The sequence below is a fragment of the Nitrosospira briensis genome, from assembly GCF_900115125.1.
In the GTDB taxonomy this organism is placed as follows: domain Bacteria; phylum Pseudomonadota; class Gammaproteobacteria; order Burkholderiales; family Nitrosomonadaceae; genus Nitrosospira; species Nitrosospira briensis_A.
This window is the reverse complement of sequence record NZ_FOVJ01000002.1, coordinates 125115-139340: the sequence shown is the minus strand read 5'-3', so window position 1 is coordinate 139340 and position 14226 is coordinate 125115. Positions and strand designations below refer to the sequence as shown.

The following is a 14226-nucleotide window of genomic DNA, read 5'->3' as shown; positions in this document are numbered from 1 at the left end:
AAAAATCAGGGAATGATACCTGTGGAACGGCATGGACTCGGGGACTGGGGCGTCCAGGCTTGCCCCCTCGATTGCTTTTACACGCTCAACTCCGTGATCAAGCTTTTTATTCGTGCCACCCGTTCTTTAACGCCAGCAATCCGCACCTGAATTTTGAGACGGTCGGGGCCCGACAGCTGATAGTCGCGGCTGCGGTGCAGCAGGGCGACAATACTGCTGGCGTCCACCGGTGGATCGGGGACGAACTGCACCTGTATCGAGTCACAACTCGCTTCTATTCGGGTAATCCCCAAAGGCGTCGCCGCAATACGCAGGCGATGACAGTCCAGCAATGCCCTGACGGGATCCGGCAAGAGGCCGAACCGGTCCGTCAATTCAATTTGAATGTCATCCAGTTGATCGTCGCTTGTGCAATTGGCCATGCGTTTGTACAGTACCAGACGCTCATGCACATCGTTGCAGTAGTCATCCGGTAACAAGGCGGGGACATGCAGGTTGATTTCGGTAGCAACGCCGAGGGGATGCTGGATATCCGGTTCCTTGCCCTCTTTCAATGATCGGACAGCGGCGTCCAGCATGGTGGCGTAGAGATTAAAGCCCACTTCCTGCATCTCCCCGCTTTGCGATTCGCCCAGTACTTCGCCCGCCCCCCGGATTTCCAGGTCATGCATGGCAAGGTAGAAGCCCGCGCCCAGTTCCTCCATTGCCTGGATAGCGTCCAGGCGCTTCCGGGCCTGGACGCCCAGAGCTTCTTCTTCCGGTACCAGCAAATACGCATACGCCTGATGGTGAGAGCGGCCGACCCGGCCGCGCAACTGGTGCAATTGAGCCAAACCGAATTTATCCGCGCGATTGATGATGATGGTATTGGCGGTGGGAACATCGATCCCGGTTTCGATAATGGTTGTGCACAGCAGAAGATTAAAACGCTGCTGGTAAAAATCCTTCATTACATGTTCCAGCTCGCGCTCGCGCATCTGCCCGTGGGCGATGTTTATGCGCGCCTCCGGCAATAGCCGGGCGAGCTTGTCATGCATGGTCTGGATGGTGCTCACCTCGTTGTGCAGAAAATATATCTGCCCGCCGCGTTTCAATTCCCGCAAGCACGCTTCGCGGATGATTCCTTCGGATAAACGGCTGACGAAGGTTTTGATGGCCAGCCTCCGCTGCGGTGCGGTAGCGATCACGGAAAAGTCGCGCAGTCCTTCCAGGGACATGGCAAGCGTGCGCGGAATGGGTGTCGCGGTCAGCGTCAATACGTCCACTTCGGAACGCAGGCTTTTCAATTGTTCCTTGTGGCGCACCCCAAAGCGATGTTCCTCATCAATGATCACCAAGCCCAGGTTCTTGAACTTCACGCCTTTCTGAATCAGTTTATGGGTGCCAATCACGATGTCTATTTGCCCGCTGGCCAGTCCCGCCAGCGACTGTGTCTGTTCCTTTGCCGAACGGAAACGCGATAGCTCCGCAATTTTAATCGGCCATTCATCCGCAACCAGACTGAAGCGGTCGGAAAAGTTCTGGAAATGTTGTTCCGCCAGTAGCGTGGTGGGCACCAGAACTGCTACCTGTTTGCCATCGGCGACAGCAACGAAGGCAGCCCGCAACGCCACCTCGGTCTTGCCGAAACCCACATCCCCGCAAATTAACCGATCCATGGGTTTTGCGGAAGCCAGATCCTCGATCACAGCGTCAATCGCAGCGGCCTGATCGGGTGTTTCCTCGAAGCCGAACCCTTCGACGAATGCCTCGTAATCATGTTGCTTGAGTGCAAATGCATGGCCGGTACGGGCATTGCGCTGAGCGTAGATATTCAGCAGTTCTGCCGCGGTATCACGCACCTGCTGCATCGCTTTGCGCTTGGCCTTGTCCCATTGGCCGCTGCCGAGTTTATGCAGCGGTGCCGTTTCCGGCGTCGCTCCGCTATATCGTCCAATAAGATGCAGTTGAGAGACCGGTACGTATAACTTGTCGCCGCCAGCGTATTCCAGCGATAAGAATTCAGTCGCGCCTTCGCCCAGATCCATGCTTACCAGCCCGAGGTAACGGCCGATGCCATGCTGCTCATGTACCACCGGGTCTCCTGGTTTGATCTCCGATAAATCACGCAGCATGGCGTCCGCCACTGCCGTGGTTTTGCGCGAGTCACGCTCGCCTCGCCCGTGCAGATGCCTGGCGTACAGCTCGCTTTCGGTGACAAAAGCTGTCCCTTCGCCCAGGAATATAAACCCGTTGTGCAGGGGACCCACACCAAGCATGAAAGTCGCGGCGCCGGCTCGAAACTGCGCATAATCATCACAAATAGACGGGAATAGCCCGCACTGCCTCAAATGATCCGCGATCAGCTCCCGTCTGCCCAGGCTTTCCGCCAGAAGCAGTATGCGGCCACCAGAGGACTCAAACTCGGAAGCGAATTGTGCGACAAATGCAGCAAGTCTCTCTGCCGGATTATCAGCGCGCCGGTCAATCTGAAGGGGCGGCAATGCCCTGGACAAGTCTTGGGTTCTGGCTTTCGAATTCTGTCCGTCACCCTGGAATTCGATACGTGGATAAGGCTTCAGCGCGCCGAAGAAGGCTTCTGTAGTGAGAAATAATTCGACTGGCGGCAGCAGTGGACGATCGTTATCGCCGCGCAGCAGTTGATAGCGCGATTGTGTGTCGCGCCAGAAATTTTCCGCTGCAGGATGAATTTCATCGTGCAGGCATAGCAGCGTTGTCTGCGGCAGGTAGTCGAAGAGCGTTGCAGTCTGTTCAAAAAAAAGCGGCAGGTAGTATTCGATGCCCGCAGGCGTGCCCCCTTTGCTGATATCTTTATAAACGCGGCTTTTCGACGGGTCACCCTCGAATTTTTCACGAAAGCTACCCCGAAAACGAGTGCGGCCTTCTTCGTCGAGAGGGAATTCACGCGCTGGCAATAGCCGTATTTCAGTGACGGGATACACACTTCTCTGCGTATCCACGTCAAAAGTACGAATCGTCTCTATTTCATTATCCAGCAAATCGATGCGGTAGGGCAGCGGGCTGCCCATCGGGAAGAGGTCGACCAGCCCGCCCCGTACGCTGTATTCCCCGGGTGAGAGCACTTGGGTTACGTGCGTGTAACCCGCTAAAGTCATCTGGCTGCGCAATGCGTTCAGATTAAGCGTTTCACCCCGTTTAAGAAAAAAAGTGTGAGCCGCAAGATATTCTCTGGGCGGTAACCGATATAGCGCGGTTGTGACTGGAGCGATCAGTACATCGCAGGCGCCGCTCGTGAGCTGATAAAGCGTGGCAAGCCGTTCAGATACCAGATCCTGATGGGGCGAGAAAGTATCATAGGGCAGCGTTTCCCAGTCCGGCAACAGCCTGGTTTTCAACTCAGGTGCGAAGAAGGGTATTTCTTCAAGAAGCCTTTGCGCCGATAGCGCGCTTGCCGTAATGATTGTCAGAGGTTTTGCTTCCTGCCCCAGTTGGGCCAGAGCAAGCGCATCCCCGGAGCCATCGAAATGACCATAGCGAATTGTCGAGCCAGGTGAGGGAATGGTCAGTTTGAATGGCATCTGGAATACTGGTTCGATGGACGGCAAATAATGCAGTTCAAAAAAAGACGGACATTATATGTCACTGGCAGGGAATCTCTGTATAAGCCCTGGTTTCGCGAGGGGGCACGAGGGGTTTTGCGGAATGAGCCGGACTGCTCAGTCAGCGATCCCCGAGCATTTTCACACCTTTATGGTATGAGAACGCATGCAGAGCTTCAGGCATCGACCGCGACCCAGTGCTCCAGGATGAACTGCAAGGTCGCGTTGCCGTTGTACTCGTTTACATGCACTCGATAGGTGGCGTCTATTACGCCGGGAAGGGGGACAGCATGAGCAAACAATATTGCATCATAAAGCACGTTGAGTCTTGCCGATTTTTCTGGTCCATACGCCCTGATTTCTGCTTCCTGCTTCCTCAGCTTTAATTTCAGATGCCTCTGCCCGACCACGCGCTGATCTTCCACAGTAAAGCGGGTACTGAAGGTAGGCTGGGCAAAACCTTGCCCCCATACCTGTTCCGCAAGATGCCGCGCCAGTTCCAGGTTCATGTCGGATTCTTCCAGATCGCCGTCTGTTTCGATGATGCGCTTAAGGCCGGCCGACCCGAGCAGCGACCGCACGGTTTGCTCAAAAGCGTCGCAAAATTTTTCGAAATCACAGCTACGTATCGTCAGTCCCGCGGCGGCGGCATGGCCACCAAATTTTAACAAAAGACCGGGATGGCGTTTGGAAACGAGATCGAGCGCGTCTCGCAGGTGAAACCCGGGAATGGACCGCCCCGACCCCTTTAATTCGCCGTCACCGCCTCGCGCGAATGCGATCACTGGGCGGTGGAATTTGTCTTTGATGCGTGATGCGAGTATTCCTATCACCCCCTGATGCCATGCAGGATCGAACAAACTCAGGCTGCTCGCATCGGATTCCTTGACGGCCGCATGTTGCCCATTTTGTGCATGGGGCGCGGAAAGGATGTTCTCAAGCAGAATCAGTGCGCTATCTTGCATCGCCGCTTCGATTTCCTGCCGCTTGCGGTTGAGCGCATCGAGCTGCAGAGCGATCTGCGAAGCGCGGGACTCGTCGTCTGTAATGAGGCATTCGATCCCGAGCGACATATCGTCGAGCCGTCCCGCTGCGTTCAATCTTGGTCCGATCATGAAACCCAGTTCATAGGCGGAGACCTGCCGGAAGTCCCGGCGCGCAACCTGCAAAAGGGCGTTGATGCCCGCACAGCCGCGACCCTTGCGTATACGCTGCAAACCCTGGTGTACCAAGAGCCGGTTGTTGTCATCGAGTTTCACCACATCCGCCACGGTGCCCAATGCCACCAGATCAAGCAGGCTGGCAAGATTGGGTTCTTTCCATGCAGTGGAAAATGCGCCTCTTGCCCGCAATTCCGCCCGCAACGCCAATACCAGATAAAATATCACGCCCACGCCTGCGAGGTGCTTGCTGGGAAAGTCGCAGCCAGGCTGGTTGGGATTCACGATGATGTCAGCATCCGGCAGTTCGTCTCCGGGCAGGTGATGATCGGTAACAAGCACTTGCATGCCGTGACGGTGGGCTTCAGCTACGCCTTCCACGCTTGCTATGCCATTGTCCACCGTGATCAATATGTCGGGACGGCTTGCCGAACTGGTTGCAGTTGCGGCCGTCGCCTCGGTGCGGGCTGCAAGGCGTACGATTTCCGGCGTGAGCCCATAACCGTATTCGAAGCGGTTAGGGACAAGGTAATCGACTACCGCGCCGAATTGCCTCAGGGCGCGTATGCCAACCGCGCAAGCGGTGGCGCCATCGGAATCATAATCGGCTACGATCAGGAGACGTTTGCGCGCCAGGATAGCTTCGGCGAGAAATCGCGCCATGAGTGAAACGTTCTTCAGGCGATCGAAAGGGATAAGTCGAGGCCAGTCCACCTCGAGCTGAGCTGCATCTTCAATACCGCGCGCGGCATAGACGCGGGCCAGCACCGGATGATATCCGTGCCGGATCAGCGCATCGAAAGCGTGCAGTGGAAAGACCCGCTGAAGGGTGTTGGACATGCGTCAGGAAGTCCTCGAACAACTGCTGCCGGTGTGCCGTTAAAACTCATCAGCCCGTGCAGCAATGGCCAGTCCGACCGGGTGGCCATGGTTGAAGTGCGGTTGCCAGGAAGGACCTTCATGCGGCATTTGCTGACCCCGGGTTTAAAAATGATAGTGCGCGCCGATACCCAGATAGTCGACTCTTTGTCTGAAAAACTGGCCCGTGGGGGAATTTCCGTGAAAATATTCTACCAGGAACAGGAGTTTCCGGCCGAACGTCTGAAAATGGTCCAACTGTACGCCTGCTCTCGCGGATACGTCGGCATTCCAGTCATTCTGTTCATGATTCTTGATGTCGACCGCCGCAATTGGCCGCAAGGATACAACCTCGATCCGCCACGGGCTTCTGAACTCGACGCCATATTGTATTGACCAGGGCTTGATTGTCGACGGTTCCTTGTGAAAGATACCTCCTCCCCCCCCATAAACCCGTAGTCCATATGGTAGCTCATACGATAAGCGGAGATCGGCTCCTTCATAGCTGAGATTGATCCGTTCCAGGCTGGTTAACCTGCGCAGCAAAAATTCGTCGCCAAGGTGCGAGCTCTGGTGATAGACGCGGCCGAAAGCGGAAAAATTTCCCGCACGCATGCTTCCGTAGGCCGATGCGATGAAATCGCTATTGATGAGATCCGCGGAGGGTGCGCCGAGATTGAAGTCGCTGAAGACAGCAGCCTGGAGGCCGGCCTCCCATTGCACGGTGGAATTTCCAAAATTGCCGCGGTAGAACGGGATCGTTTCCCCGAAGCTGACCGCGCCATTGTTGTTTCCATCAATATTGTTTCCGACATAATTGCGATATGCGGCGGAGAAATGAGCCCATCGGGGATCCGCCAGCAACGGCTTGAACAGATGGCCTTTGGGCAGCATTCCGGTTTCGAGAACTGCCGGACCTGCTGCTGGCACTCCTTCACTCGCAACTGCCTCTTCTGATCCCGGTCCCGGTTCCCGGGCGCTGGCACCGGGTCGTTGAATAGGTGCGAACGCATCCCGTTCCGTGGGACCGCCCGCAATACTGTCCGACACGGTTACTGCGGTGACGCCGGGAATCTGTGCCAGTGCCTGCACAATCGAGACCCGGTTATCGGGTGTCAGTTTATTTGCAGGAACTGTAATGACGCCTTCGCGCACGATCAAAGTCGGAATTTCGACCTTGAAACCGTGCTTGAGAATTCCCGCGGCATAACCGGCAATATAAGCGTCCTCGGTTACCGCAGCGTGGCCCGTCGATGTAAAAAACAATGCAGCTGCGATGATAGAAAGATGTCGCACGGTATTTCCCTTTTTTAGGATCGTAATTGAGGATGTGTAGTTTTTGCTTTTTTTGTTAGTTTGCAGCTTGTAGATTGGCATTTTCGGCGACCGCGCCCGAATTTTCTGAACATTATTGAGGAGCGACAAACTGGTCGGTACGGTGACGCACATAAAACGTTGGTGTTGCCTTTCGATTATCACCGTTGTTGCCACTTGGGGTATGATCTTGACAAGGTCAATTCCAGGCGCTCAATCAGGCAGGAACCGGCAATGCAATGGCTTTTCCTTTCTATCGCAATTATAAGTGAAGTGATGGCGACTTCCGCCTTGAAGTCGAGTAACGGATTCACCCGGTTGTGGCCGTCCCTTGTAGTGGTAGCAGGCTATGCCGCTGCCTTCTTTTTCCTGTCTCTTACCTTACGCACAATCCCCGTGGGAATCGCCTACGCCATCTGGTCCGGCGCGGGTATCGTGCTTATTACGCTCATTGCCTGGCTTGTTCTTGGGCAGGCCCTGGATGGTCCCGCCATTGTGGGACTGGCGCTTATCGTCGCCGGCGTGATCGTCCTGAACGTATTTTCCAAGTCGGCAATTCACTGATCGGATTAACATCCAACCGGGGAACATTATGACATCACTGGAAATAGCAGCCGGAAAATCCGTCAAGAAACTTCAGCGCATCCAGCGCGGTTCCGACCGCCGTTGGGTCGGCGATGGATTCCCCGTACGGAACCTTTTTGCTTATTCGAGTCTTGGGCCAGCGATCAGCCCCTTTCTGCTTCTTGACTACGCTGGTCCAGTGGAATTTCCGCCGACAGAGAAAAGGCTGGGTGTTGGGGAGCATCCGCATCGCGGGTTTGAAACGGTAACCATCGTCTACGGCGGCGAGGTGGAGCATCGCGATAGTTCCGGTGGCGGCGGCCATATCGCTCCGGGGGATGTGCAGTGGATGACTGCCGCATCTGGCCTGGTTCATGAAGAATTTCACGGGCGCGATTTTGCGCGGCACGGCGGCGTGCTTGAAATGGTGCAGTTATGGGTCAACCTGCCCGCCAGGGACAAGATGTCGCCACCCCGCTATCAGGGTATCTTGAATAGTCAGATCCCTGTGCTGGATCTTCCCGGGGGTCATGGGAGCCTGCGCGTTATTGCAGGCGAGTTTGACGGTGTCAGGGGACCGGCGCAGACTTTCACTCCGGTCCATGTGTGGGACATTCATCTGGTTGGTGAGCAGCCGTTTTGCCTTCCTGTACCCGAAAATCATACCACGGTGCTGGTGGTGCTCAAGGGTTCGGTACACCTCAGTGGTTCGGACGTTATCGGTGCGGCCGAGGTGGGCCTGTTTGAAAGGACGGGTGACCAGATTTGTATCCACAGCGCAAAAGATGCGACGATATTGCTGCTTTGCGGCGAGCCGATCGAGGAACCGATCGTCGGGAGCGGACCTTTCGTTATGAACAGTGCCGAGGAGATCAAGCAGGCAATCACGGACTACCAGAGCGGCAGGATGGGACGTCTGTCTTGATGGAAAATGGCTCCCGCGACATTTTCTTGCTGGCGAAAATACGCCTGACTTCACCGGGCTCCGCGCGTTTCCTTGTTCATGTGATGTTACTTTGCCGGGCTGTGGCTCAAGGTCATCAGTCACATCCGTTTCTTTTCGGGCATGGCGCTGCCCTCAGGGGTGGGTGCCTTGGTTCTGCCAGGCGAGCTATGTTTGAGTATCAGCTTCTGGCCGATGAGCAGCCGTGCGGTACCCCCATTCCAAGATTTTATCTGTGGAATGGTAACGCCGTGACGCTTTGCGATCCCGAATAGCGAATCACCTTTTTTCACGGCATAGACAAAGCCCTGTTCGGGCATTAGCGGGGCTAGCGGTTTGTTGCTCATAATGGAGATATCCTCGCCCTCCATGCTTCCATTGCGCGGGACCAGCAAAGCCTGGCCTGGCATAATCGTGCTGTTCTTGCCGATATCGTTGATCTCCCTCAGTCGTCGTATGCTGATCCCATACCGGGCCGAGATCTTTTCAGCGGTCTCCCCGTTTTTCGCCCTGTAAGCTTGCCAGGACACCAGCGGCTTGTCGTGATTTTTAAGATTCTCCATAAAAATCTCGGCTTTATCAGCAGGAAACAACAAGGCGCGCGATCCGTCGGTATGGATGACGGGCCGCTTGTGGGCGGGATTGAGGGCCTTGAATTCATCTACCGAGATTCCCGCGAGCTTCGCCGCGAGTTTTACATCGATATGGCGAGTTGTCGCGACTTTTTCGAAATAAGGCCGGTTTGGCACCGACTCGAGTTCGACGCCGAACATCGCAGGATTGGAGATGATGTTCTTTATCGCTATCAGCCTGGGAACATAATTTTGCGTTTCGGGCGGCAAACTGATGTTCCGGAAATCCTCCGGCAATCCGTTGCTCCGGTTCTTCACGAGTGAACGCCCGACAGCACCTTCGCCCCAATTATAAGAAGCCAGTACCAGCTCCCAGTCACCAAACATGCGGTGCAGGTTCTGTAAATAATCCAGCGCAGCGCTCGTGGCGGCGATAACATCCTTGCGCTCGTCATACCACCAATTCTGCTTCAAACCATAATTTTTGCCGGTGGACGGGATAAACTGCCAAAGGCCACTGGCATGGCGACTGGAATAGGCCCTGGGATTGAACGCGCTTTCGATAATGGGTAGCAGGGCCATCTCGGAAGGCATGCCCCGGCGCTCGACCTCTTCAACAATATGGAAGAGGTAACGCTTGCCGCGTTCGACGACGCGCTTCATGTATTTCGGATGACTGGCGTAAAAATCCTCGCTATTGCGCACCTCCTCGCTATCCAGCTCATCCATGGAAAAGCCGTTGCGTATGCGTTCCCATAGATCGATGGGGGGAACGGATATGTTAGCGGCGTGATCGCTTGTTTCAGCAAGGGGACTTACGTCATCGTCCGGGGTGGGGACAGCGGCATTGCCATCCATTGCAGAAAGAGTGCCGGATGCATTGGGCGCGTCTTCCGGCAGCTCGTCTTCGAGGGACTCAATAATTACTGATTTAGCGGGTTCGGCAACTTCGCTTGCATGTGCCAAAAAACTTGCAGTTGCCAGCGTCAGGCTGGCAACCAGGATTATTGTGAATCGCTGTATTTTCATTTTTATGATTCAGCGGGTATGCAAAAGATAGGTAAAGTGTCGTCGAGGTTTTATTGGAAAAGTTGAAAATTGGAAAAGTTGAAAATTGGAACCGGGAACACAAATAAATCCCGGCGCGATTGAGTCCGGCCTCGTGCATGAGGCGTAAAAATTTCATTCACGGATCGGAGGCTGGCTCCCGAATTTCGCCAGATCCACCGGCGGCAATGGTTGCCATCCCGATTTTCGGTGTTCCACAACGACATTAGTGAAAATGCCGCCGCGTACATAAAATTTCGCGGTGAGGCGGAGGTAGCGTGGCTCAAGGACGGCAACCAGGTCATCTACGATACGGTTGGTCACCGCTTCATGGAACGTCGCCTCGTTCCGGTAGGACCAGATATAAAGTTTGAGGCTCTTGAGTTCAATGCATTTTTCATCCGCGATGTAATCGAGAATCAGCGTAGCGAAATCAGGTTGCCCGGTTTTCGGACAAAGGCAGGTAAACTCGGGAATTTCCATGTGAATCTGGTAATCCCGCGCCGGCGCCGGGTTGTCGAAGATTTCCAGGTTTTTTGTAGGGCTGCTGGGCATTCTCTTATCTCGGGCAAATCGGTTAGAATAATCTTTCCTGGACACATTCTCCAGAGCGGCCCATCGCGGCCTCTTCCAGGCCGTTTATCCGGGCTGCACAATTATAACTGGTTGCGAACCACAAATTGCGCCTCTCCCACATCAAACTTGCCGGCTTTAAATCCTTCGTCGATCCCACCGAGATTCCCCTTCCGGGCGATCTGGTAGGAGTTGTGGGTCCTAATGGCTGTGGCAAATCCAACGTCATTGACGCGGTGCGCTGGGTTCTCGGCGAATCGCGGGCATCCGCATTACGCGGCGAGTCCATGCAGGATGTGATTTTCAACGGTTCCGCGAATCGTAAACCGGTTGGGCGAGCCAGCGTTGAGTTGATGTTTGACAACAATATGGGAAAGGCTGCCGGCCAATGGTCGAGTTACGCGGAGATTTGCATCAAGCGGGTATTGCGCCGGGATGGGGAATCGGCCTACCACATCAATAATATCCATGTACGCCGGCGCGATGTCGCGGATATTTTCCTTGGCACGGGCATAGGCGGCCGCGGCTACGCCATAATCGAGCAGGGGATGATCTCTCGCATTATCGAGGCAAAGCCGGAGGAGTTGCGCGTATTTCTGGAGGAAGCCGCCGGTATTTCCAGATACCGGGAACGCCGCCGTGAGACTGAATCCCGCTTGACCGATGCTCGCGAAAATCTGCTGCGAGTGAACGATATTTGCCAGGAACTGGAAAAACAACTGATACGGCTGGAACGGCAGGCCGAGGTCGCCTCACGATTCAGGGATATGGAAGACCGGCGGCTCAGGGCGCAAAGTTTGCTGTGCTGCGCCCGCAAACACGAGGCGGCCACGCAGCGGGCACTTGCGGAAAAAGAGCTTCAATCGCTCCAAACGGCTTTGGACGCGGAAATCGCGAATCTGCGCCGCGCCGAAAAACAGCTTGAGGAAAAGCGCGGGCTGCACTACGAGGTTGGCGACAGTCTGCATCAGGCGCAGGGCGAGCTTTATGCCACGAACGCGGAGGTTGCGCATATCGAACAGCAAATACGCCACATGCGCGAGAACCGTCAACGTATCGTGCAACAGATCAGTACAGTGAGGAGCCAGCTTGAGCGTAAGGAAAAACAGGCGGAAGACGCAGCTGACAACTTGAATCGTTTGAGGGCCGAGGTTGAGGTCGCCTCTCTTGCTCGCGAAGCGGGCAAGAAAAAAACCGCTGTGGAGAATGAAAAGCTGCCGCTGGCGGACTCGGCTTTTAGCATGTGCCAGGAAAAACTGGCTGAAATACAGCGGAATTTGCTGCTGGTTGAGCAGGCTGGGCAACTGGAAGAAAGTCATCGCGGCCATGCCGAAAAGAACTTCCGGCAACTCGAATTGCGCCGCGTACGGCTGGCTGCTGAGCATGACGCCTTGCCACCGCCCGAAATCGAAGAGTTATCGCATTTGAATCGGGAGACGGAAGATACGGCGGCCGGCCTGAAACATCAACAGGAAATGCTTGCGCAAACCGAAGACCTGCTGCTGAGTGCGGAAGAAGTGAAAGGAGAGCGTGCACGTAAAGTACAGGCTCTGGAGCAACAAATTATCCAGGCGGAAGCGCGTCTTAATGCCTTGGAGCGCTTGCAGAACCGACTCGAAGGCAGCGAGGGATTGAGCTCCTGGCTTGTGAAGTATCAGCTGGATACCTTGCCGCGTTTGTGGCAAAACATCCAGATCGAGAAAGGATGGGAAGACGCGCTCGAAGCTGTGCTGCGGGAGCGTCTGAACAGCTCTCAGCTTGAGCAGTTGGAAGCGGTGCACGAATGGGCGGGTGAGCCGCCTCCCGGAAAATGGGCACTTTTCGAGCCGGACCAACAAGCCCGGGATGTGCCACCGGAGAGGAAAGGCTACATTCCGTTGCAATCGTATCTGACCTGCGGCAATGCAGGAATGCAATGCGTGCTGGACGAGTGGTTAGGTGGGGTTTTCACGGTTGAGAACCTGCCCCTGGGGCTTTCCCGGCGAATGGAACTTTCCTCCCGCGAGATACTGGTGACCCGCGAAGGACATATCATTACGCAACACAGCCTTACCTATTACGCTCCCGATTCCCAATTACACGGGGTGCTTGCGCGCCAACGCGAGATAGCCCAGATCCGAATTGAAGCGGATTTATTGAGAGGAAGCCTCCTGGTCGAGAGATCAGCGCTGGAGACGGCGGAGGAAGTCTGTCACGAGCTTGAATCGACTGCCTCCGGCTTGCGGCACGATAGCGGCCGGCTCCAGCAGCGGCATCATGAAGTTCAGATGCAGGCGTTGAAGCTTGCTCAATCAGCCGAACGCACGGGTCAGCGCCGCAAGCAGATTGATGGCGAGTTGGCGGAGATCATGCAGCAGGCCGGGGTGGAGGCTTCCCGAAAGCAGCATGCGGAAACCAGGCTGGCGGAGTGCCGGATTCAGATTGAGCTGCTGCAACAGCAGGTGCAAGAACAAAAACTGGCTCGGGATGCGGCCGAACAGGTCCTCTCCGCACAGCGTCAACTAGCGCAAAAAGCCGCAAGGGAAATGCAGGAGGCGGTATTTCATGAAAAAAACTGCGAGGATAAAATCGCCGAGTTGGAGAATTCAATTCGGATCATCGACGAGAATATGGTCGAGTTCAACGCTCATCTGGAAAGATTGCAAGCCGAGCAACGCGGATTTGAAGAAACGCAACTGAACAACCTGCTCCAGGAACGGTTGACAATACGGGAACAGCGCGAGCAGAGATTGGCTGTGCTGCGCAATTCTCTGGAAGACGTGGCTCGTGGGTTACGCGAGATAGAGCAGGATCGCATGACTTCCGAACAAAAATTGCAACCGTTGCGAGAAGCCATTAGCCAGGCGCGGCTCAAGGAACAGGAGGCGAGAATTACGGAGAACCGGTTCGGCGAACAATTAAAGGAATCGGGTGAGGCGGAGGATGAGTTGATGCGTGCACTTGGGAAAGGGCGGCCTTCCGCACTGCAAGCCGAGATCAATCGTCTCAGTGGGGAAATAGCCGCGTTGGGAGCGGTCAATTCCGCCGCGCTCGACGAATTGCAATCCTGTCGGGCGCGCAAGGCCTATCTGGATTCGCAGTCGCAGGACCTGGAGGAAGCATCGGAGACGCTTAAAAATGCAATCCGGCGAATAGACCGGGAAACCCGCGAGCGTCTGTTGGACACTGTCGGCAAAGTCAACAGTCACCTGGATGAGATGTTTCCCACCATGTTCGGGGGCGGGCAAGCGAAGTTGATATTGAAGGGCGAAGAAATACTGGATTCGGGGATACAGATTTTTGCACAACCACCCGGCAAGAAAAACAGTTCCATCCATTTGCTGTCAGGCGGCGAAAAGGCATTAACGGCGCTAGCGCTGGTATTCTCGCTGTTTCAGCTGAATCCGGCACCGTTTTGCCTGCTGGATGAGGTGGATGCTCCTCTGGACGATACCAATACAGAACGCTTCTGCAACCTGGTGCGAAAAATGTCGCGTCAGACTCAATTCATATTCATCAGCCATAACAAAATCACTATGGAAATGGCGCAGCAATTGATCGGTGTCACCATGCAGGAAAAAGGTGTTTCGCGGGTGGTCGCGGTAGAGATCGAAGAAGCTGTCCGGCTGAGCGATGCCGCTGTGATAAGCTGATCG

General features: G+C 55.1%; 8 protein-coding genes. 3 read left to right on the top strand and 5 right to left on the bottom strand.

Annotated elements, in window-relative coordinates; genetic code table 11:
* Nucleotides 1–77 precede the first annotated feature (77 nt).
* The 3 genes from mfd to BMZ14_RS05985 all read right to left on the bottom strand — a co-directional run bounded on the left by mfd (nucleotide 78) and on the right by BMZ14_RS05985 (nucleotide 6874).
* Complete coding sequence (mfd, locus tag BMZ14_RS05995; protein ID WP_074795814.1) at nucleotides 78–3539, bottom strand: transcription-repair coupling factor; 3462 nt, start codon at nucleotides 3537–3539, stop codon at nucleotides 78–80.
* Between the two features lie 197 nt (nucleotides 3540–3736).
* Entirely contained in the window at nucleotides 3737–5560 is a 1824-nt protein-coding gene (gene recJ, locus BMZ14_RS05990) for a single-stranded-DNA-specific exonuclease RecJ (RefSeq protein WP_074795812.1), read from the bottom strand.
* A 144-nt stretch (nucleotides 5561–5704) separates the two neighbouring features.
* On the bottom strand, nucleotides 5705–6874 hold the full coding sequence (locus BMZ14_RS05985) for a DUF1207 domain-containing protein (protein WP_074796490.1): 1170 nt from the start codon (nucleotides 6872–6874) through the stop codon (nucleotides 5705–5707).
* A gap of 252 nt (nucleotides 6875–7126) precedes the next feature.
* On the opposite strand from BMZ14_RS05985, the gene BMZ14_RS05980 reads away from it, so the two are divergent.
* Together BMZ14_RS05980 and BMZ14_RS05975 are read left to right on the top strand one after the other, a co-directional pair.
* The gene (locus BMZ14_RS05980) at nucleotides 7127–7456 is read left to right on the top strand and encodes an SMR family transporter (protein WP_074795810.1); all 330 of its coding nucleotides are present in this window, start codon (nucleotides 7127–7129) and stop codon (nucleotides 7454–7456) included.
* 28 nt (nucleotides 7457–7484) lie between these two features.
* Nucleotides 7485–8381 carry a pirin family protein gene (locus BMZ14_RS05975; RefSeq protein WP_083396681.1) on the top strand — a complete coding sequence of 299 codons (897 nt, stop codon included), beginning with the start codon at nucleotides 7485–7487 and terminating at the stop codon, nucleotides 8379–8381.
* Nucleotides 8382–8500: 119 nt separating this feature from the next.
* On the opposite strand, the gene BMZ14_RS05970 is transcribed toward BMZ14_RS05975, so the two are convergent.
* Together BMZ14_RS05970 and queF are read right to left on the bottom strand one after the other, a co-directional pair.
* Nucleotides 8501–10000, bottom strand: coding sequence for a transglycosylase SLT domain-containing protein (locus tag BMZ14_RS05970; RefSeq protein WP_074795808.1), 1500 nt, complete (start codon nucleotides 9998–10000; stop codon nucleotides 8501–8503).
* 153 nt (nucleotides 10001–10153) lie between these two features.
* Nucleotides 10154–10573: a preQ(1) synthase gene (gene queF / locus BMZ14_RS05965; RefSeq protein ID WP_074795806.1), complete on the bottom strand. Its 420-nt coding sequence runs from the start codon at nucleotides 10571–10573 to the stop codon at nucleotides 10154–10156.
* Nucleotides 10574–10698: 125 nt separating this feature from the next.
* On the opposite strand from queF, the gene smc reads away from it, so the two are divergent.
* Nucleotides 10699–14223 (top strand): chromosome segregation protein SMC, encoded by a 3525-nt coding sequence (gene smc / locus BMZ14_RS05960; RefSeq protein WP_074795804.1) that lies wholly within the window; start codon nucleotides 10699–10701, stop codon nucleotides 14221–14223.
* The last annotated feature ends 3 nt before the right edge of the window (nucleotides 14224–14226 follow it).

Excerpts from the sequence above, each read along its gene's own strand:
- BMZ14_RS05970 (WP_074795808.1), bottom strand. The coding sequence starts at position 10,000 with ATGAAAATACAGCGATTCACAATAATCCTGGTTGCCAGCCTGACGCTG.
- BMZ14_RS05980 (WP_074795810.1), top strand. The coding sequence starts at position 7,127 with ATGCAATGGCTTTTCCTTTCTATCGCAATTATAAGTGAAGTGATGGCG.
- mfd (WP_074795814.1), bottom strand. The coding sequence starts at position 3,539 with ATGCCATTCAAACTGACCATTCCCTCACCTGGCTCGACAATTCGCTAT.
- recJ (WP_074795812.1), bottom strand. The coding sequence starts at position 5,560 with ATGTCCAACACCCTTCAGCGGGTCTTTCCACTGCACGCTTTCGATGCG.
- BMZ14_RS05975 (WP_083396681.1), top strand. The coding sequence starts at position 7,485 with ATGACATCACTGGAAATAGCAGCCGGAAAATCCGTCAAGAAACTTCAG.
- queF (WP_074795806.1), bottom strand. The coding sequence starts at position 10,573 with ATGCCCAGCAGCCCTACAAAAAACCTGGAAATCTTCGACAACCCGGCG.